General features: G+C 68.0%; 20 protein-coding genes and 1 tRNA gene. 8 read left to right on the forward strand and 13 right to left on the reverse strand.

Features of this window, described 5'->3' with window-relative positions; genetic code table 11:
* Nucleotides 1–7 precede the first annotated feature (7 nt).
* The 3 genes from EAX62_RS05685 to EAX62_RS05695 form a co-directional block, all read right to left on the reverse strand.
* The gene (locus EAX62_RS05685; protein ID WP_121900623.1) at nucleotides 8–1,384 is read right to left on the reverse strand and encodes a DUF4032 domain-containing protein; all 1,377 of its coding nucleotides are present in this window, start codon (nucleotides 1,382–1,384) and stop codon (nucleotides 8–10) included.
* Between the two features lie 55 nt (nucleotides 1,385–1,439).
* Nucleotides 1,440–2,597: a cystathionine gamma-synthase gene (gene metB, locus EAX62_RS05690; protein ID WP_121901037.1), complete on the reverse strand. Its 1,158-nt coding sequence runs from the start codon at nucleotides 2,595–2,597 to the stop codon at nucleotides 1,440–1,442.
* A gap of 121 nt (nucleotides 2,598–2,718) precedes the next feature.
* Nucleotides 2,719–3,825 (reverse strand): ABC transporter ATP-binding protein, encoded by a 1,107-nt coding sequence (locus EAX62_RS05695; RefSeq protein WP_121900624.1) that lies wholly within the window; start codon nucleotides 3,823–3,825, stop codon nucleotides 2,719–2,721.
* Nucleotides 3,826–4,011: 186 nt separating this feature from the next.
* Here EAX62_RS05695 and EAX62_RS05700 point away from each other — a divergent pair, with 186 nt between their 5' ends.
* Nucleotides 4,012–4,767, forward strand: a complete 756-nt coding sequence (locus EAX62_RS05700) for a DedA family protein (protein WP_233557817.1) — start codon at nucleotides 4,012–4,014, stop codon at nucleotides 4,765–4,767.
* 1 nt (nucleotide 4,768) lies between these two features.
* Here EAX62_RS05700 and EAX62_RS05705 read toward each other — a convergent pair whose 3' ends face one another.
* The 3 genes from EAX62_RS05705 to manA form a co-directional block, all read right to left on the reverse strand.
* Nucleotides 4,769–5,377, reverse strand: coding sequence for a class I SAM-dependent methyltransferase (locus EAX62_RS05705; RefSeq protein WP_121901039.1), 609 nt, complete (start codon nucleotides 5,375–5,377; stop codon nucleotides 4,769–4,771).
* Between the two features lie 37 nt (nucleotides 5,378–5,414).
* Nucleotides 5,415–5,490 (reverse strand) — tRNA-Thr (locus EAX62_RS05710).
* A gap of 47 nt (nucleotides 5,491–5,537) precedes the next feature.
* Nucleotides 5,538–6,716 (reverse strand): mannose-6-phosphate isomerase, class I, encoded by a 1,179-nt coding sequence (gene manA / locus EAX62_RS05715; protein WP_121900625.1) that lies wholly within the window; start codon nucleotides 6,714–6,716, stop codon nucleotides 5,538–5,540.
* Between the two features lie 148 nt (nucleotides 6,717–6,864).
* Between manA and EAX62_RS05720 the strand changes: the two genes are divergently transcribed.
* A complete protein-coding gene (locus EAX62_RS05720; RefSeq protein WP_121901040.1) occupies nucleotides 6,865–7,137 on the forward strand; it encodes a DUF3263 domain-containing protein in 273 nt (90 codons plus the stop codon).
* Here EAX62_RS05720 and EAX62_RS05725 read toward each other — a convergent pair.
* A complete protein-coding gene (locus EAX62_RS05725; protein WP_199711124.1) occupies nucleotides 7,070–7,597 on the reverse strand; it encodes a hypothetical protein in 528 nt (175 codons plus the stop codon). The genes EAX62_RS05720 and EAX62_RS05725 overlap by 68 nt on opposite strands.
* Nucleotides 7,598–7,821: 224 nt before the next feature.
* Between EAX62_RS05725 and groL the strand changes: the two genes are divergently transcribed.
* The 3 genes from groL to EAX62_RS05740 all read left to right on the forward strand — a co-directional run bounded on the left by groL (nucleotide 7,822) and on the right by EAX62_RS05740 (nucleotide 10,898).
* Nucleotides 7,822–9,453 carry a chaperonin GroEL gene (gene groL / locus EAX62_RS05730; protein ID WP_121900626.1) on the forward strand — a complete coding sequence of 544 codons (1,632 nt, stop codon included), beginning with the start codon at nucleotides 7,822–7,824 and terminating at the stop codon, nucleotides 9,451–9,453.
* 237 nt (nucleotides 9,454–9,690) lie between these two features.
* Entirely contained in the window at nucleotides 9,691–10,401 is a 711-nt protein-coding gene (locus EAX62_RS05735; RefSeq protein WP_121900627.1) for a copper homeostasis protein CutC, read from the forward strand.
* The gene (locus EAX62_RS05740) at nucleotides 10,398–10,898 is read left to right on the forward strand and encodes an NUDIX hydrolase (protein WP_121900628.1); all 501 of its coding nucleotides are present in this window, start codon (nucleotides 10,398–10,400) and stop codon (nucleotides 10,896–10,898) included. The genes EAX62_RS05735 and EAX62_RS05740 overlap by 4 nt, the downstream gene beginning before the upstream one ends.
* Before the next feature lie 11 nt (nucleotides 10,899–10,909).
* On the opposite strand, the gene EAX62_RS05745 is transcribed toward EAX62_RS05740, so the two are convergent.
* Nucleotides 10,910–11,608: an FUSC family protein gene (locus EAX62_RS05745; protein ID WP_121900629.1), complete on the reverse strand. Its 699-nt coding sequence runs from the start codon at nucleotides 11,606–11,608 to the stop codon at nucleotides 10,910–10,912.
* 182 nt (nucleotides 11,609–11,790) lie between these two features.
* On the opposite strand from EAX62_RS05745, the gene nagB reads away from it, so the two are divergent.
* The 3 genes from nagB (at nucleotide 11,791) to EAX62_RS05760 (ending at nucleotide 13,789) form a co-directional block, all read left to right on the forward strand.
* Complete coding sequence (gene nagB / locus EAX62_RS05750; protein ID WP_121900630.1) at nucleotides 11,791–12,561, forward strand: glucosamine-6-phosphate deaminase; 771 nt, start codon at nucleotides 11,791–11,793, stop codon at nucleotides 12,559–12,561.
* A gap of 74 nt (nucleotides 12,562–12,635) precedes the next feature.
* On the forward strand, nucleotides 12,636–13,019 hold the full coding sequence (locus EAX62_RS05755; RefSeq protein WP_121900631.1) for a cold-shock protein: 384 nt from the start codon (nucleotides 12,636–12,638) through the stop codon (nucleotides 13,017–13,019).
* The gene (locus tag EAX62_RS05760) at nucleotides 13,019–13,789 is read left to right on the forward strand and encodes a DUF3027 domain-containing protein (protein WP_121900632.1); all 771 of its coding nucleotides are present in this window, start codon (nucleotides 13,019–13,021) and stop codon (nucleotides 13,787–13,789) included. The genes EAX62_RS05755 and EAX62_RS05760 overlap by 1 nt, the downstream gene beginning before the upstream one ends.
* A gap of 87 nt (nucleotides 13,790–13,876) precedes the next feature.
* Here the strand turns inward: EAX62_RS05760 and EAX62_RS05765 are convergent, their stop codons facing one another.
* The 5 genes from EAX62_RS05765 to EAX62_RS05785 all read right to left on the reverse strand — a co-directional run bounded on the left by EAX62_RS05765 (nucleotide 13,877) and on the right by EAX62_RS05785 (nucleotide 17,489).
* Complete coding sequence (locus EAX62_RS05765) at nucleotides 13,877–14,404, reverse strand: lipoprotein LpqH (protein WP_121900633.1); 528 nt, start codon at nucleotides 14,402–14,404, stop codon at nucleotides 13,877–13,879.
* Between the two features lie 100 nt (nucleotides 14,405–14,504).
* Nucleotides 14,505–15,311 carry an anti-sigma factor gene (locus tag EAX62_RS05770; protein ID WP_121900634.1) on the reverse strand — a complete coding sequence of 269 codons (807 nt, stop codon included), beginning with the start codon at nucleotides 15,309–15,311 and terminating at the stop codon, nucleotides 14,505–14,507.
* Nucleotides 15,308–15,871 (reverse strand): sigma-70 family RNA polymerase sigma factor, encoded by a 564-nt coding sequence (locus EAX62_RS05775; protein ID WP_233557818.1) that lies wholly within the window; start codon nucleotides 15,869–15,871, stop codon nucleotides 15,308–15,310. Before EAX62_RS05775 ends, EAX62_RS05770 begins: the two co-directional genes overlap by 4 nt.
* A gap of 58 nt (nucleotides 15,872–15,929) precedes the next feature.
* A complete protein-coding gene (locus EAX62_RS05780) occupies nucleotides 15,930–16,685 on the reverse strand; it encodes a class F sortase (RefSeq protein ID WP_121900636.1) in 756 nt (251 codons plus the stop codon).
* Between the two features lie 9 nt (nucleotides 16,686–16,694).
* Complete coding sequence (locus EAX62_RS05785; protein ID WP_121900637.1) at nucleotides 16,695–17,489, reverse strand: hypothetical protein; 795 nt, start codon at nucleotides 17,487–17,489, stop codon at nucleotides 16,695–16,697.
* Nucleotides 17,490–17,640 lie beyond the last annotated feature (151 nt).

Consider the following 17,640-nt stretch of genomic DNA (forward strand, 5'->3'; position numbering starts at 1 on the left):
TAGGGCGTCAAGAACCGTCGCGCTCCGCGGCGCGGGCGCGCAGGGCGTCGATGTCGAAGCCGAACGAGGGGGCGGGCTCGTCGTCGTCGTCGGTGTCCTCCCACGGATCGTAGGGGGCTTCGTAGTCCTCGTCGACGAACCCCATGGACGGGTCGTACTTGTTCTCCAGCTCCTGGCCGACCTGTTGCACATTGCTCATGTGCTCGTCGGGGAGGGTGGCGAGGACGTCGGCGATGTAGCCGGCGGCGGCGTCGGTGATGGAGACCTCGCGGCTCTCCCGCTGCGACTGGTACCAGCGGTAGTCCAGCAGTTCGTGGAAGAACTGGGCGGGGTCCCGCTTGCCCTGCAGGTGCTCGGGGATGCGGGTGACGGCCGGCTCGAACACCTCCATGAGCCACTTGTGGGCCACCACGCTCTCACTCATCGACGGGGGGAGTTTGGTGCGGTAGGTGTCCATGTCGTTCAGGAGGCGGCGCGCCTGGTGCTCCTCCGCGTCGAGACCCGTGAGGCGCATGAGGCGCCGGGCGTGGTGCCCAGCCTCCACCACCTTGGGCTGCATGCGGATGTTGCGGCCGTCCGCCGAGGTGGTGACATCGATCTCCGCGACGTCGAAGCCCAGTGCGTTGAGGCGGCGCACTCGACCCTCGAGCCTGTACAGCTCGGATTCAGAGAACTCCTCGGCGCCGGTCAGCTCGTTCCAGAGGCTCTGGTAGCGGTCCTCGATGGTGTCCACGAGCCATTGCGGGTCCAGGGATGCGTCCAGCATGCCGCCGGCCTCGAGGTCACAGAACTCACCGAACAGATTCACGCGGGCGATCTGCAGGTCGTGTGCGCGCTGGCCCGCCGTCAGCTTGTCGTGCAGTTCCCCGGTCTCGGCGTCCACGAGGTAGGCGGCGAACTCGCCGGCGTCGCGCCGGAACAAAATGTTGGACAGGGACACATCGCCCCAGTAGAAACCGGTCAGGTGCAGCCGGGCGAAGAGTGCCACCATGGCGTCCAGCAGTCGGTTGACCGTGTCGAGCTTGACGCCCGAGTAGAACAGCGCCCGGTACGGCAGTGAGAACGGCAGGTGCCGGGTCAGGAGGATGGGGTCCAGCGGGCCGCCCTCGTCGTCGGTGCGGCCGAGCACCACACCCACAGGTTCCACGGAGGGGACGTTGAGGCGGCGCAGCTCGGTGAGCTGGCGGTACTCGTGCACGGCCACCTCCTCCAGGATCTCCTTGGCGGCGAGGATGTCGTCGCCCACCTGGATGAAACGCACGACGTGGCGGGATATGCCTCGCGGCAACGCCACGAGGTGAACGGCCGGCCATTCCTCCAGGGGGACGTTCCACGGAAGCCGGATGAGATTGGCATCCGGTTTGGCGGCGAGGAACCTGGGCATGGCGTCAGCTTAGTGCTCGCGCCGGAAACAGCCAGTCGCTGGCGGCACGTGCGCGTCAGAGTGCGCGGTCCAGGGCCTCCATCACCACGGCCACGAGGTCGTCGCGTGCCTCGATGCCGACGCTGAGCCGCAGCAGCCCCGAGGTGATGCCGGCTTCTGCCCGCGCGTGCTCACTCATCCCGGCGTGCGTCATGGTCTCCGGATGGCACACCAGCGACTCCACGCCACCCAGTGACTCCGCCAGGTGGAAAATCTGCAGCCCGTCGAGGAACCGCCCGACGGCGTCCCAGCCACCCGCCAGTTCCAGGCTCATGAGGGAGCCGAACCCGCTCTGCTGGCTCGCGGCCAGCGCATGCTGCGGATGCCCGGGCAGCCCCGGGTGGTGCAGTGCCTTCAGCGCCGGGTGCCCGTCGATGGCGGCCAGGATGGCGTCGGCGTTCTCCTGGTGGACACGCAGCCGTGCATCGAGGGTGCGCAGTCCACGCAGGGTGAGGTACGCGTCGAAGGCGCTGGAGGTCAGGCCGAGCGCGTTGGCCCACAGCCGCAGCTTCTCGTGCAGGGCGGGGTCGCGGGCGATGACGGCGCCGCCCACCACGTCGGAGTGGCCGTTGATGAACTTGGTGGTGGAGTGCATCACCAGGTCGGCGCCCAGGTCGAGCGGTCGTTGCAGGAGCGGGGAACAGAAGGTGTTGTCCACCACACTCAGCGCCCCGGCGGCGCGGGCGGCCCCAGCGGTGGCGCGGATGTCGGTGATCCGCAGCAGCGGGTTCGACGGGGTCTCCACCATGACGAGGTGGGGGCCGCGTTCCAGGGCCTTGGCGAAGGCGTCGGCGTCGTTGAAGTCGACGAAATCCACGGCCAGTTTCCCCTGCGATGCGAGGAAGCTGAACAGGCGCCACGTGCCTCCGTAGGCATCGTGCTGCACCATGACCCGACCGCCGGCCGGAACCAACGCCTCCGCGAGCAGGGTGAACCCCGCCAGGCCCGTGGCAAGCGTCGTGGCCCCGGCGCCCCCCTCCAGTTCGGCGAGGGCGACGTTCAATAGGTCACGGGTGGGGTTGCCTGAGCGGGAGTAGTCGTACTCGCGCGGTGTGTCCGGTGCCTCGAAGGTGTAGTTGCTGGACAGGTGCATGGGCGGCACCACAGCACCGTACGAGGTGTCCGATCCCAGCCCGGTTCGCATTGCAGTGGTCCACCTGCCGAGTTCTGCCATGGCCATCACCGTAGTGCAGGAGCCGCGGGCCCCTGAGCAGGGTGGTGCTTCCCGGACAACGCAGTGGGCGCCCGCATGATGCGGGCGCCCACTGGCGGAACCATTGCGTGCGGTGCGCGACTCAGAGGTCGTTGAGGCGCTGCTCCGTGGTGTTGCTGAAGACGTGGACGCCGTGGGGGTTCGAGGACTGGAGACGGACGACGTCGCCCTTCTTCGGTGCCTTGCGGGCCTCCATGCGGACGATGATCTGCTGGGCGTCGACGAGTTCGTCCTCCGACAGCCCGGCGAGTGTGCCGTACAGGTAGGAGTCGGCACCAAGCTCTTCGACGAGAGCCACGTCGAGCGCGATGCCCTCGTTGCTGTCGGAGACCACGAAGTTCTCGGGGCGAATACCCACGGTGAGGTTCTTCTCACCGTTGGCACGCGCAAGGATGTCGCGCGGTACGGGAACGGTGTAGTCGCCCACCTTGACGCCGCCATCGACGATGACGCCCTCGAGCAGGTTCATGGCCGGGGAGCCGATGAAGCCGGCCACGAACAGGTTGTTCGGGTGGTCGTAGAGGGCCAGCGGGGAGTCGACCTGCTGGAGGACGCCGTCCTTCATGACCGCCACGCGGTCACCCATGGTCATGGCTTCGGTCTGGTCGTGCGTCACGTAGACGGTGGTGACACCGAGACGACGCTGCAGGGCAGCGATCTGGGTGCGGGTGGAGACTCGGAGCTTGGCGTCCAGGTTCGACAGGGGCTCATCCATGAGGAACACCTGCGGCTGGCGGACGATGGCGCGGCCCATGGCGACGCGCTGACGCTGGCCACCGGAGAGTGCCTTCGGCTTACGGTTGAGGAAGTCCTCGAGACCCAGCAGGCGTGCAGCTTCCTGGACGCGCTTCTGGCGGTCGGCCTTCGGGACGTTCTGCATCTTCAGTGCGAAACCCATGTTGTCCGCCACGGTCATGTGGGGGTACAGGGCGTAGTTCTGGAAGACCATCGCGATGTCGCGATCCTTCGGGGGCAGGTCAGTGACGTCACGGTCGCCAATGAAAATATTGCCGGAGTTGACCTCTTCGAGGCCTGCGAGCATGCGAAGCGACGTGGACTTGCCACAGCCGGAGGGGCCGACCAGGACCATGAACTCGCCATCGGCGATCTCCAGGTCCAACTTGTTGACGGCGGCGCGATCAGAGCCGGGGTACACACGAGATGCCTCGCGATAACTAACGGTGGCCATGCCACATTCCTTTCCACGGGCAGGTACGTGCCCGACGATCCGAGTGGACGGAAGCTCAGGACTTCCTCTTTGGGACAGTACACGGACACGTGAGCACGGTGCCACCGGGGGGCACTCATCGTGATCGAATCGTTGCAGGACGGTTGAGCCGTGGACCGGCCCGCGACGCTCGCGTACGCTTCGCGTGTGCCTTCCGAGCCTGAATCCTCCAGCGACATCCCCACTCCCGCCACGCCTGCCGCGAACCAGCAGGAACCACAGTGGTGGGAGGCCGAGGGCATGCCATGGAAAAAGGAGCCGGGGCGCGCCGACATCGCCTGCCTCGCCTGGTTCGGTGTGGTGGGGGTGTTCAGTCTCATCCTGATCCCCACGCGGGCGTGGCTCCTGGCGGTGGCGCCCGACATCCTCGCCATGATCACCGGTGGCCGCACCGCCGTCACGGCCAGCGGTGCTCTGGCCAGCGTGGGCCAGATGGGGCACTGGCCCGTCGTGCTGTTCGTGGCTTCGCTGCTGAGCCTGAAGTTCGACTGGATCTACTGGTGGGCCGGGAAGCTGTGGGGCCGCGGGATGATCGAGATCTGGGCGGGGCGCAGCAAACGGGCGGCGAAGACCTACGCCGTCGCCGAGCGGTGGGCCAAGAAACTGGGACCCGTCGGGTTCCTCGTGGCCTACGTCCCCATCCCCCTGCCGCTGATGCAGGTGGTGTTCGTGCTTTCCGGTGCCACGAACATGAGCCTGAAGCGGTTCCTCATCTACGACTACATCGCCAGCACCGTGTGGCTCGTCGGATTCTTCGCCCTGGGTTGGCGTCTCGGGGAGCCGGCCGTGGCGATCCTCGACGTCTACGCCCGGTACGCGGGATACGTCGCCATCGGCCTGCTCGTGGTGATCGTCGTCACCACGGTGTTCCGGAAGAAGCCGGCGGCCGCGCCCGCGCCGTGAGTCAGCCCCGGCCGCAGAGTGCCACGAGGAAGCCGTCCCCGGCCCTGTAGGGGCGCAGGTCCCAGGTGGACAGGGCCAGGTCGAGCGACAGCCCGGCCGCGTCCAGGTCCCCGAAGAAGTCGTCGAACTCGTAGCCGCGTCCCGCACCGAATCCGATGACTGCCCGTCCGTCGTCGGCGAGGTGCTGGCGGAAGCGCTCCAGCACCGTGACCCGCGTGCTGGGGGCGAGGAAGCCCATGACGTTGCCGGCGCACAGGATGGCGTCGAAGTCGGCGGCGATGCCCCGGGAAGCAAGGTCAAGCTCGGCCAGGTCACTCACGACCCAGGTGGCCCCCGGGTGCATGGCCTGTGCGGTCTTGATGAGCGTGGGGTCGCCGTCCACACCCACCACCGTGTGGCCCAGCGACATCAGGTGGCCGCCGTGTCGGCCGGGGCCACACCCGGCGTCGAGGATGCGGGCATTGCGCGGCACCATGGCATCCACGGTGCGCGCCTCGCCCAGCAGGTCGTGCCCCGCTGCGGCCATCATCTCGAAACGTTCGATGTAGCGGCGCGAGTGACCGGGGTCTGCGCTGATGATCTGGGTCCACTTGCTGGGTTCGAAACTCATGGTGGCCATTGTCCACCATGAGTATCCGAGCCCCGCATGGAGCCCCCGGAGGGAGTCGAACCCTCGACCGCTCGCTTACAAGGCGAGTGCTCTGGCCGCTGAGCTACGGAGGCATTGGCACACATTGTGCCGAATACGGCCGGAAAACAACAACGTGCGTCTAGGCGCCGGACGTGGCCATGAACATCCTGCCGTGGCCGGCGACGTGCACGTGCTCGCCCGCCCCCACGAACACGGCCTGCCCCTGCGCCATTTCCAGGGGACCGTCGTCGTCCGACAGGGTGAACGACCCTGACGTCACGAGGCAGATGCGGCCGGCGTCGGTGCGGGGGAGGTCGATGACGTCGGCACTGGTGGGCTGGACGAGCCAGACCTCGAACTCGGCGACGGTGGTGGGGTAGCAGTAGATGCCGTCGGAACCCTCCGGCAGCAGCACACGGACCCGGGTGGGTTCGAACCGCACCACGTGCAGCAACGCGTCCACGTCGATGTGTTTGCGGGTCAGGCCGCCGCGCAGCACGTTGTCAGAGTTGGCCATCACCTCCACCCCGGTCCCGCGCAGGTAGGCATGCATCACGCCGGCTCCCAGCGTGATGGCCTCACCGGCCTGCAGCACGAACCGATTGAGCAACAGGGCCGCCAGGATGCTCGGGTCGCCCGGGAAGTGCTCGTCCAGCTCGACGGCGGTGCGGGCAAAAATCCCCAACTCGCCGGGCGCGTCCAGGTGCCGCACGGCTGCCCCCAGCACCTCGTCGACGAGGTGACGACGCTCGCCGAGCGACAGCACGTCGAGGAACACCTCCTGCAGGGCAGGAGTGGTGGTGCGGTCCCGCAGCGGCCCGATCACCGACGACAACGCCTCACCCAGGCCCAATGCCTCGAACAACTCGGCCGTGGCCAGCGGGTCCCGGAAACCGACGAGCCCCTCGAACGGCTCCAGCGCGATGATGGCCTCCGGCTTGGGCCAGTCGTCCTTGAAGGACCGCTCCGGTGAGGACAACGGAATGCCCAGGAGAGACTCGTGGGCGTAACCCTCCTCCGCCTGGGTGCGCGACGGGTGAGCCTGCAGGCTGAGCGGTGACCCCGCGGACAGCAGCTTCATGAGGAACGGCAACCTGCCGCCGAACGCTTCCACCGTTGCCTGGCCGAGGAGTTCGGGCTGTTGCGTGAGTGTCGCGGACAGGGAACCCCCGCCGTCCACGTGCGCGTCGCCGAGGGGATGGGTGCCCAGCCAGTACTCGGCGAACGGTAGGTCGTCGCAGGGCCGGTGGAGGATGGCGGGGATCGAGTCCGTGGTTCCCCACGCGTAGGACTGTCGCGATCCGGTGATTCTCAGCATCGCGACGCGCCGGTGGCGGGGTGGCTGCGGGCGCTCGGGATGGTCATGGGGCCAGTCAACCCTGTCTCGGGGCCCGGTTCAAGCGCCCCTGGGGGTGGGGCGCTGTGGAATGACATGGTTGTGATTCCCGGGGCGTATGATGTGGGCCATGTCCCACGCCGCATCCTTCGAGCCACCGGTGCTCGCCGACGACGACGCCGCGATCCTGGACTTCGAGGAGAACTGGTTCGTCTCCGCTGTACCCAAGGAGCAGGCGGTCATGGAGCGCTTCGGCACCTCCGCCACCCGGTACTACCAGCGGCTGAACATGCTCATCGACACTCCCGCTGCGTTGGAGTACAAGCCGCTGCTGGTCAAACGCCTGCGTCGGCTGCGCTCGCAGCGGCAGGCCGCCCGCTCCGCCGAGCGCCTGCGCCGCTGACGAGCGCGCCTGCCGCGGCCACGAGGGCGCGGACGCCCTCGCCCAGCGGTCGGGTCTCCCGGGACGGGTAACCGCCCAGTGCGAGACCTGCCTGCATCTCGAACACGTTCACGGTGGCCCTGTCGCCGCTGCGGAGCCAGGACCAGCCCGTCGCAACACCGTAGGCCGCGATGAACGGCAGGCCCAGGCAGTAGGCCCACTGGTGGGCGTGACGGCCCTCGTGCTCCAGCAGGCCGGGGATACGGGCTCTGGCCTCCGCCAGTGTCTGCCGGGGTACCAGCACCACGCTCCCGATGGTCATGGCTGATGCGGTGACGCCCCGCAGGGTCACGCTCTCGGCCACGAGGAGACCATCCACCACGGTGAAACGGCCCCGTCCGCCGATCGCCACGAGCAGACCGAGCGGGGTGGACAAGTTCGCGACGTTGCCGATGTTGCGGAGAACAACGGTGGAATCCATGGCACTCCTGGGCGGGAAGTCGGGTTCTTCCCAGCCTATCCTTTGCACTCTCGGGTGCCGAGTGCTAATAATTGACTTGGCACTCGGCTGTTGAGAGTGCCACCTGGACCAGCGGTGAGGCCCCAGTGGCCGTCCGTCGCGGGCATCGTCGGTCCTGAACAACCCAAGAACGACCATCACGGGGCCGTGAAGGCCCCACAGGACGGGAGGACTCCCGAAATACCATGGCAAAGCTCATTGAATTCAACGAAGAGGCCCGCCGCGGACTCGAGCGGGGCATGAACACCCTGGCCGACGCGGTGAAGGTCACACTCGGCCCCAAGGGCCGCAACGTCGTGCTGGAAAAGAAGTGGGGCGCACCCACCATCACCAACGACGGCGTGTCCATCGCCAAGGAGATCGAGCTGGAGGATCCCTTTGAGCGGATCGGCGCCGAGCTCGTCAAGGAAGTCGCCAAGAAGACCGACGACGTCGCTGGCGACGGCACCACCACCGCCACCGTCGTGGCCCAGGCAATGGTCCGCGAGGGCCTGCGCAACGTCACCGCCGGGGCCAACCCGATGGGCCTCAAGAAGGGCATCGAGACCGCTGTCGCAGCGATCGTCGAGCAGCTCTCCGCGATGGCCATCGACGTCGAGACCAAGGAGCGGATTGCGGCCACCGCATCGATCTCCGCCGCTGACACCACGGTCGGCGAGATCATCGCCGAGGCGATGGACAAGGTCGGCAAGGAAGGCGTCATCACGGTCGAGGAGTCCAACACCTTCGGGCTGGACCTGGAACTGACCGAGGGTATGCGCTTCGACAAGGGCTACATCTCGCCCTACTTCGTCACCGACGCCGAGCGCATGGAAGCCACGCTCGACGACCCCTACGTCCTGATCGTCAGCAGCAAGGTCTCTTCGCTGAAGGACCTGCTGCCCGTGCTCGAGAAGGTCATGCAGTCCGGCAAGCCGCTGCTGGTCATCGCTGAGGACGTCGACGGCGAGGCCCTCGCCGGCCTCATCGTCAACAAGATCCGCGGCACGTTCAAGTCCGTCGCCGTCAAGGCCCCGGGCTTCGGCGACCGCCGCAAGGCCATGCTGAACGACATCGCCATCCTCACGGGTGGCCAGGTCATCAGCGAAGAAGTCGGCCTGTCGCTCGACACCGTCGAGCTCGAGATGCTGGGCCGGGCACGCTCGGTCCTCATCACCAAGGACGAGACCACGATCATCGAGGGTGGCGGCGACTCCGCCCAGATCGAGGGCCGCGTTGCGCAGATCCGTCGCGAGATCGAGAACTCGGACTCCGACTACGACCGCGAGAAGCTGCAGGAGCGTCTGGCCAAGCTGGCCGGTGGCGTTGCAGTCATCAAGGTCGGCGCAGCCACCGAGGTCGAGCTGAAGGAGCGCAAGCACCGCATTGAGGACGCTGTCCGCAACGCGAAGGCTGCCATCGAAGAGGGCATCGTCCCCGGAGGTGGCGTCGCGCTGCTGCAGGCGGCCAAGGCCGTCAAGCTGGACGAGCTGACCGGCGACGAGAAGATCGGTGCACAGATCGTGCTGTCGGCCTCCTCCGCCCCGCTGCGTCAGATCGCCATCAACGCCGGCCTCGAGGGCGGCGTCGTTGTGGAGAAGGTCTCGCACCTCGAAGCGGGTCAGGGCCTGAACGCTGCCACCGGCGAATACGTCGACATGGTTGCCGCCGGCATCATCGACCCCGCCAAGGTGACGCGCTCTGCACTGCAGAACGCCGCTTCCATCGCGGCCCTGTTCCTCACCACCGAAGCGGTCATCGCGGACAAGCCCGAAAAGGCTCCCGCGATGGGCGGCGGTGGCGACGACATGGGTGGCATGGGCGGAATGGGCTTCTGAGCCCAGCAACACCCAGCAACACATCTTCAGGGCGGTCCGGTTCTCCGGGCCGCCCTGATTTTTCTCTGATGACCGCGATCGATGGCAAGCCCAACGAGTTGCGGGCAGGGCCGCCGACGTTCTGGCCGAGGTGGGGAGGGAACTGGTGCCCGATGCACCATGTGGCCCCCTGGAGGTACGGGGGTCTCGAGCGCGCCCCGCACCCTGCGCACCGCTTCTGTTGGCAGGATGGGGAGCATGAACATGCTGGAGGTCATCGCGCTGCATGCGGCCGATGCGGAACGCGCAGAGGCTGGGGGCGCGGATCGCGTCGAGCTGGTGGGATCCATGGACGAGGGCGGGCTGTCGCCCGAGCCGGCCATGGTGGACAAGGTTCGCCGGGCCACCAGCATCCAGGTGCGCCCCATGGTGCGGCTGCGGGAGGGGTTCGGCACCGACGGCGGTGAGGCGACCCGGCTGAGGGGGCTGATCTCCAGTTACTTCGACGCGGGCGCCGACGGCGTGGTGCTGGGGTTCCTGAACGGGCATGCCGGGGTGGACGTGGAAGTGGTGAGCGAACTGGTGGGTGCGGGCGACTGGCCGTGGACCTTCCACCGGGCCATTGACCATTGCCTGGACCAGGACCGGGCGTGGGCCTGTCTGCTTGAGCTACCGCGGCTCGACCAGGTGCTCACGGCGGGCTCGGCACGAGGTGTGGAGCAGGGACTGGACGATTTGCTCATTCGCGCAAAATCGGATGCGCGGATCGCTCAATTGATGATGGTGGGTGGCGGACTCAAGGCGGAGCACGTCCCGTGGCTGGTCCGCTCTGGTGTCCGCGCCTTCCACATCGGGTCCCCGGCCCGCCCCGGTGGGTCCTGGAAGGCCTACGTGGACCCCGATCTGGTGCGGACCTGGCGTGCTCTCGTGGACGACACCATCCGCCACGAGAGGGACCGTCCCGCATGAGCAGGCCATGGGGCCACCGCACCGGCGCCCGGGTGATCTGCACGAGCGGTCCGGAGGTCCTGTTGCTGGCCGACTCGGACCCGGGTGTGCCCGGGTCGCGCTGGTGGGTGACACCGGGCGGAGGCGTTGACGACGGGGAGGACCTGCGTGCCGCGGCCCGTCGCGAACTGCATGAGGAGACGGGCCTGCTGGTGGAGGCCGATGCCCTCCTCGGTCCCGTCGCCCGGCGGGTGGTGACGCATGGCTACTCGGATCGGGTCCGGGTCCAGGAGGAGTGGTTTTTTCGCGTCGAGGTGGAGAAGTTCCGTGCGGAGCCGGCGGCGCTCACGGCAGGGGAGCGGGAACGGCTGCAGGGCCACGCCTGGCACCGTCTGGACAGCCTCCCCGGTGACGTGTGGCCGGCGCAACTGGCTCGTCTGGCCGCTCTGCCTCCGGGTGAGTTCGAGGATCTGGGGGACGTCGAGGAGTCGACGGTCCCTGTGCGCACAGGCCGGTAACGGGGGGAGGGTCAGCGCTGGGGTCGCGAACGCCGGACCGCGAGCCAGGCGAAGAGGGAACCGAAGGCCAGGCACGCGAGCCTTGCCATGACGTCCGAGAATGTCTCTCCTGCGACGCCGCCGATCACCAGGAGCGTCAGGCCGACGCCCATGGCGGCATGGCCCGTCCGGCCGGTGAGGGGCACCGTGCGGAAGGTCAGCAGCCCCGCCACGAAGAGCATCCACTGCCCCACGGCCGGGATCGTGAGCCCGATCAGGCTGCTGGCGACGGCCAGGAACACAAGGGTGCGTTGGGTGGACTGTTGCTGCGGCGACACGCCGCGGGCAGCCATCGGGACCTGCATGGGCGAGGGGAGTGGATCCCCCGTGGGCGGGGGCAGAGTGTCCACTCCGCTGCTGGGGACGGGGTCACCGTAGGCAGCGAAGGGCAGTCGGGGGTCGCGCCCCTGTTCGTGCTCCGGCGACGTGGTCATGAGGCCACCCGTGGTGCTGAAGGGCTCGGACGGGTTACGGCTCGGCGCTTCGCTGGTGCGGATACCCCCGAGCGGCACAGAGGGACCCGTCGGCGCGAAACCCGTGGGGGTCGGCATGGGGCCGGGGGTCTGGGCGGTCTGCGGGACCGCAACTTCCAGGGGCTCTGCCTCGGGGGTCGCGAACCCGTCGGGGCGCTCGATCGGTGCATACGCCGCACCATCGGTCCAGGAAGCCATGCGCCAATCCTAGGGGGTCGTGGGGGATGCACACGCGGACGCCTGCTCAGGCTCCCTGATCATTTGCGTGATCGTCAGTACCCCCGCAGGGTCATCGTGAGCGTTGCACGATATGTTCAGGTTCACAATGAGCAGGGCCTGCGCACATGCGCGAGGCGCACCGAGGACCCAAGGAGTCTGCCATGGAAGTTGTGATCTGCCCGGACGAGGCGCAGGTGGGAGCGGTTGCCGCTGACCGCGTCATCGCACAGCTGGAGGGCAAGCAGACCCCCGTCCTGGGGCTCGCCACCGGCAGTTCCCCGCTGAACCTGTACTCCGAGCTGCAGCGCCGCGCCGCCGCCGGAGACGTGGACTTCTCCCACGCCCTCGGGTTCGCGCTGGACGAGTACGTCGGGCTGGACCCCGAGCACCCCCTGAGCTACCGGCAGACAATTCTCCGCACGGTGGTCAAGCCCCTGGGTATGAACGCGGCACGGGTCCGCGTCCCCAACGGTTTCGCGGCAGATCTGCAGAGCGCTGCCGAGGAGTACGAGGATGCCATGCGTGAAGCCGGTGGCGTCGACGTGCAGATCCTCGGGATCGGGAGCAACGGTCACATCGGCTTCAACGAGCCCACGTCGTCCTTTGCCTCCCGCACCCGCGTGAAGACGCTGACGCAGCAGACCCGCGACGACAATGCACGCTTCTTCGAGGAGGGGGAGACCGTCCCCACGCACTGCGTCACCCAGGGCCTCGGCACGATCATGGACGCGCACAACCTGGTCATGGTCGCCTCCGGTGAGGCAAAGGCCGACATCGTCGCCGCAATGATCGAGGGCCCCGTGTCCGCCATGTGCCCGGCGTCGATCCTGCAGTTCCACCGCAGGGCCTTCGTGATCATCGACGAGGCAGCCGCCTCGAAGTTGCAGTACGCCGACTACTTCCGCCACGTGGCGGCCCACCGGCGCCACTGAGCCACTTGCCCGGCCCGACGTGCCTCGCGATAGACTCGGACGTCTCCACACCACATTCGATAGCGAGGTCCGTCGTGCCCACCGGAAAAGTACGTTTCTTCGACGCTGACAAGGGCTTTGGTTTCATCACCAAAGATGGCGGCGGCGATGTCTTCGTGCGCTCCAATGTTCTCCCGGCCGGTGTCACCGCACTGAAGACGGGGCAGCGGGTCGAATTCGGGGTCATGGATTCCCGGCGCGGCGAGCAAGCGCTGTCGCTGGAGCTGCTGGAGGCCCCACCGTCGTTGTCCAAGAACCTTCGCAAGAAGCCCGACGTGATGGCCCCGATCGTCGAGGACCTCATCAACCTTCTGGACGGCATCGGGAACGAGTACCGCAGGAACCGTCACCCCGACGAGAAGACCGCCTCGACGACGGCGCAGTTGTTGCGCCGGGTCGCCGACGAACTGGAGATGTGATGGCTGCGCCCAAACTCGACGCCGCGGCTGCGGCCGCCGTGGACCTTGCCCGTGTCACCGCCGAGGAGCAGGCCGGCGAGGACGCCGTCGGTGAGCACCTCGGAGTCGTCGCCGAAGAGGGCGAGCGCGTGGTCACCCACTCGTTCGAATGCCTGCTGCCCGGCTACGACCAGTGGCGCTGGGCCGTGACGCTCGTCAGGGCGGCACGGGCCAAGGTCTGCACCGTCAACGAGGTGGTGCTCCTCCCCATGGCGGGTGCCCTTCTGGCCCCCGCGTGGGTGCCCTGGGAGGACCGCATCGGCGCCGGGGACATCGTCGCCGGCATGCTGATGCCCACCCCGGACGACGACCCGCGGCTGGAGCCCGGGTTCTCCACGGGTGACCTGCCCGTCGACGCCGACCCGTCCGACTGGGCGCAACTGCGCTCCATCGTGGCCGAGCTGGGTCTTGGGCGTGAGCGCGTTCTGTCCCGGTGGGGCCGCGACGATGCCGCCGTCCGCTGGCTCGAGGGACCGCCCGGGCCCGACAACGAACTGTCCCGTCAGGCGCCCTCGCCGTGCCACACCTGTGGGTACTTCGTGCCTCTGCGCGGGTCGTTGGGCGTCTTGTTCGGCGCCTGCGCCAACGAGTACTCACCGTCGGACGGACAGGTGGTGAGCCTCGATCACGGCTGCGGCGGTCACTCCGACGTCGTCGCCACGGAGCTCGAGCACGCGCTGCCGTCCCCGTCATTCGACACCATCAGCATCGACGAGAGCCTCTTCGACTGAGGCCTGCTAACCCGTGGACAGACACAGGGTGCCCCACCGCTTTGGTGGGGCACCCTGTGTCTGTCCACGGGCTGGCCCGGGTGGGTATCAGGCCTGGCAGGTGGCGGTGATGACGAAGTCCGCCTCGTCCTGCTGTTCCCCGCCGTCACCGGGGTCATCATTGAGGTTCATGACGGGTCCGCGTCCCGAGACCGTGAACGTCTCCCCGGCCCATGCGATGGTGGCCCCACCTGCGTCGGCCGTCATGGTGGCGACGGTCCCGTCGCTGAGGACCACGCTGGCGGAGGCGACTGTGGCGCGGTCCTCGGACGCCGTGACGGCCACCTTGGCGCCCTCGTCGTCGCCGCCGCTCACGGTCCACTGCCCGTTCAGGACTGTGCAGGCCACTGCACTGATGGTCTCCTCCGCATCTCCGATGCGGGCGGCAGCGCCGCCTTCGGGTGCGGCGGTTTCCACGGTGCCCACGGATGCCTCATTGACGGGCTGACTGGCGTTGGGTGCGCCCGTGCCCTGTCCCGGTTGCGGCACGTTGGATCCGGGGTCGACGCACGCCGACAGCCCGGCCAGAGCAACGACCGCGACGGCGGAAATGGTGGAGGTCACAAGTCTGTTCATGAGATGGGGGTCCCTTTCGTCATCAGTGAATCTACACAGGTGGCAGCCGTGACCGAAGCCCCGACGTCCCGGGCTGCGCAGCGGGCAGACCCGGCGTCCGTCAGAACTCGATGATCGCCTGGATCTCGTCGGTCGTGGGTGCAGGCGAGCCGCCCCGCGGCTCGTTGGTGATCGCCAGGGCCTGACCGCCGGACACGCCGTCGATCCACGCCTGGACACGCCCGCCGCTGTCGAGCAGGGCGCCGGAGCGTGGCACACCGTCCTTCATCACCCATACCTGCCAGGAGCGTTCGGGGCCCGGGTCGGGGAGGTCGGAGGAGGTGACGAGCGCCTCTCCCCGTTCCTTCGACACGAGGTAGGTGAGCCTGCCACCATCCAGGGTGCCCGGGGCCACGACCAGATCCGGCGCGGCCAGCAGATCGGCGCGTTGCGCGTCGGCGGCCTGGACGGAGCGGAGTTCCGACTGCTGCCACACGGTGACTCCGCCCAGCGCGACGGCCAGAACGGCGGCCGCGGCGGCCAGCCATGTGGACACGGGGCGCCGGGGCCTGCCGAACCCGTGGGCGGGCGCGATGACGTTGGAGGGGGCCGGCGACTCGGGCGGGGGCTGCACGGCCGACGGGTGCTGCACGGCGGGTGAGGGCTGTGCTGTCTCGCTGCGTGCGGGCCGGGGCTCCTGGGCCGGGAGCTGCGAGATGCCGGAGATGGCACCGAGGATGGAGGCGCGCAGCATGGGTGGGGGCGCCGCCTCATGGAAAGCTCCGACCTCGACGAGTGCCTCACGGAGGCTGTACACCTCGGCGCGGCACGCGGCGCAGGACGCAAGGTGCTGGTCAAATTCCTCGCGCTCACCGTCGTCGAGTGCGTCGGCGACGTAGGAACCCACCATGGAGTGCATGTCACTCATGTTCCGGCTCCCATCACGCTTCGCAATCCGAGCAGCCCGTCACGAATGCGGGTCTTCACGGTTCCCAAGGGAAGGCCGAGGATCTCGGCAACTTCCCGATGACTGTAACCACCGTAATAGGCCAGTGAAACGGCCTCTTTCTGCAATGTGCTCAACTCTTCCAGGGCCGCTCGGACCCCTTCCACCTCGAGCCGCTGTTCCACGCCCTCCCAGGTGTGGTCGGGCTCGCTCTCGCGGGTTGTTCCCGCCCAGCGGACTTCACGTTCGGTCTCCCGCTGGACGGATCGCACACGGTCGACTGCCCTGCGGTGGGCAATGGTGTGCATCCATGCCCGGACGCTTCCCTTGTCGGCGGACCAGCGGGCCGCCTGTCGCCAGACCTCCACGTAGACCTCCTGGGTGATTTCCGCGGCCAGATCGGGGGCGCGGACAACGCTGAGGATGAGGCCGTGCAATCGGGCGCTGGTGATGTCGTACAGCTCCGCGAAGGCTTCTTCACTGCCTTCGCAGACCCGTGCGAACACGGCCGCCAACACCTCGTTGGCGGCCGTGTCGGCCACCCTGCGAGCCGGGGGCCCCACGTCGTCGGTCATCTGGGGTGACCACGTCCTTCCTCACTCAATCAAGAGCACTGGCGAAGGCGATGACGTTGGAGTCGTAGTAGTGCTGAGTTTTGCTGTATTCACCGCCACAGGTGATGAGGACCAGCGATGGGTCATCGGTGGAAGCGTATACCTCGTCCGTGGGGAAGGCGTCCTTCGGGAACGTGGACACCTTGGTGACCTCGAACTTGGCGGTCGTGCCGTCCTCCCGGTCCACCTCGACGATGGCGCCGACGGCGAGTTGTGGGAGGCGGGCGAACACCGTGTGACGACCGTTCCAGGTCAGGTGACCTGCCAGGACCGCCCTGCCGGGTGCCCCGGGCGTGTGTGCGCCGGTGAACCAGCCCACCACGTCCGGGTCGGCGGGTGTCTCGAGCTCATTGCCGTCCAGACCCAGCGAGACGGTGCCTGCGTCGACACCGATGCTGGGGATCTTCACCCTGGTGGGTGCCGACTCGGCCAGCGCAGCCACCGCCGGTGGGGGCGTGGAGCTGGGGACGGTGCTGGGTGATGTTTGGTTGAGGGGGATGACGGAGGCGGACGGGGCGGGGGAGGCCGCCGGCGTGCTGGCCGAGGGCGTTCCCGCCGGGGTGCTGGCTGCCGCACCACTCGTTGAGGTGGTGGGAGTCGACACGGATGATGGAGCGGGCAGTGCCGCGGGGGCGGTGACGGAGGGGAAGGCCAGGGCGGCGCCAATGACGCCAACCCCAACCACTCCTGCTGCCCCCCCCATCAACACCCGCCACTGCAGCGGTGACTTGGTGCTGGCCATGATCGTCGGTCAGGCTCCGGTGACGGCGGCTGAGCGACGACGGCTGATGGCGACTGCGGCGCCGCCGGCAAGAAGGACGCCTCCGGCAGCGAGAAGTCCGCTGTTGGGTGCGGTGGGCGCCTCTCCGCCGGTGGCGACGCCACCGGCGGGCATGATCATGCCGCAGGTGGCGGAGTCGGTGGCTTCGGCCGGGATGCCGTCGACACCGAGTGACTTGGCGAATGTGGATTCACCGAGGCCCTCCATGTCGTACTTGCCGTTGTCGTTGGCGTCCACGCCGTGCTGCACGACGTGCAGGTTGGCGAGGTTCTCCAGGGTGCCCTTGGGGAGCTCCGCGGCGGTCAGGGTGCGCTTGTAGCTGAGGTTGCCCTGCGCGTCGGCCATGGGCATGCGGTCCACGGCCAGGCCGCTGGCCTTGGTGGTGTCGCCGGTGGTGGTCAGCGAGATGTGGATGTCGCCGTAGTCCGGGAAACCCTCTTCGATGCTGATGAAGCCGTTGCCGTCCTTGTCGGCGGAGGGTGCCGGGCAGTGCTTCATTGCACCGGAGGTGTCGCCGTGGATGTGCTGGGCGTGCGGGGAGTTGGGGACCATGTCCTTGGCCCTGATCTCGACGACCAGTCCACCATCGGCGGTGGGGGTCAGGGTGGCATCGCCGGTGGCGTTGGTGCCCTTCATCGAGTCGAGGCGGAACGTCACTGCACTGCCCTCGTCGGCGTGTGCAGGGCTGACGGCCAGTGCCATCGGCGCGGTGACCGCGAGTGCGGCGACGGCCGAGAGGGAGAGTGACTTCCAGGTGCGGTTCATGATGAGTTCCTTTCGTTGGGGTCTCACTGATGATTCGGAGCTGCTGACACAACGGATTGGTCGACGGTGAAAAAAACTTTCGCGGAGCCATGTCTGGAGGCCAACGGAGGTCGCTTGTTGGTGTGCGCCTTCGTGACGCCACACAGGAAAG

The sequence above is a fragment of the Tessaracoccus antarcticus genome (assembly GCF_003688855.1).
Taxonomy (GTDB): Bacteria; Actinomycetota; Actinomycetes; order Propionibacteriales; family Propionibacteriaceae; genus Arachnia; species Arachnia antarctica.

Bases quoted from the DNA above. Each gene is read 5' to 3' on its own strand.
- EAX62_RS05685 (WP_121900623.1), bottom strand. From the start codon at position 1,384: ATGCCCAGGTTCCTCGCCGCCAAACCGGATGCCAATCTCATCCGGCTT.
- metB (WP_121901037.1), bottom strand. From the start codon at position 2,597: ATGGCAGAACTCGGCAGGTGGACCACTGCAATGCGAACCGGGCTGGGA.
- EAX62_RS05695 (WP_121900624.1), bottom strand. From the start codon at position 3,825: ATGGCCACCGTTAGTTATCGCGAGGCATCTCGTGTGTACCCCGGCTCT.
- EAX62_RS05705 (WP_121901039.1), bottom strand. From the start codon at position 5,377: ATGAGTTTCGAACCCAGCAAGTGGACCCAGATCATCAGCGCAGACCCC.
- manA (WP_121900625.1), bottom strand. From the start codon at position 6,716: ATGCTGAGAATCACCGGATCGCGACAGTCCTACGCGTGGGGAACCACG.
- EAX62_RS05720 (WP_121901040.1), top strand. From the start codon at position 6,865: ATGTCCCACGCCGCATCCTTCGAGCCACCGGTGCTCGCCGACGACGAC.
- EAX62_RS05725 (WP_199711124.1), bottom strand. From the start codon at position 7,597: ATGGATTCCACCGTTGTTCTCCGCAACATCGGCAACGTCGCGAACTTG.
- groL (WP_121900626.1), top strand. From the start codon at position 7,822: ATGGCAAAGCTCATTGAATTCAACGAAGAGGCCCGCCGCGGACTCGAG.
- EAX62_RS05735 (WP_121900627.1), top strand. From the start codon at position 9,691: ATGAACATGCTGGAGGTCATCGCGCTGCATGCGGCCGATGCGGAACGC.
- EAX62_RS05740 (WP_121900628.1), top strand. From the start codon at position 10,398: ATGAGCAGGCCATGGGGCCACCGCACCGGCGCCCGGGTGATCTGCACG.
- EAX62_RS05745 (WP_121900629.1), bottom strand. From the start codon at position 11,608: ATGGCTTCCTGGACCGATGGTGCGGCGTATGCACCGATCGAGCGCCCC.
- nagB (WP_121900630.1), top strand. From the start codon at position 11,791: ATGGAAGTTGTGATCTGCCCGGACGAGGCGCAGGTGGGAGCGGTTGCC.
- EAX62_RS05760 (WP_121900632.1), top strand. From the start codon at position 13,019: ATGGCTGCGCCCAAACTCGACGCCGCGGCTGCGGCCGCCGTGGACCTT.
- EAX62_RS05765 (WP_121900633.1), bottom strand. From the start codon at position 14,404: ATGAACAGACTTGTGACCTCCACCATTTCCGCCGTCGCGGTCGTTGCT.
- EAX62_RS05770 (WP_121900634.1), bottom strand. From the start codon at position 15,311: ATGAGTGACATGCACTCCATGGTGGGTTCCTACGTCGCCGACGCACTC.
- EAX62_RS05780 (WP_121900636.1), bottom strand. From the start codon at position 16,685: ATGGCCAGCACCAAGTCACCGCTGCAGTGGCGGGTGTTGATGGGGGGG.
- EAX62_RS05785 (WP_121900637.1), bottom strand. From the start codon at position 17,489: ATGAACCGCACCTGGAAGTCACTCTCCCTCTCGGCCGTCGCCGCACTC.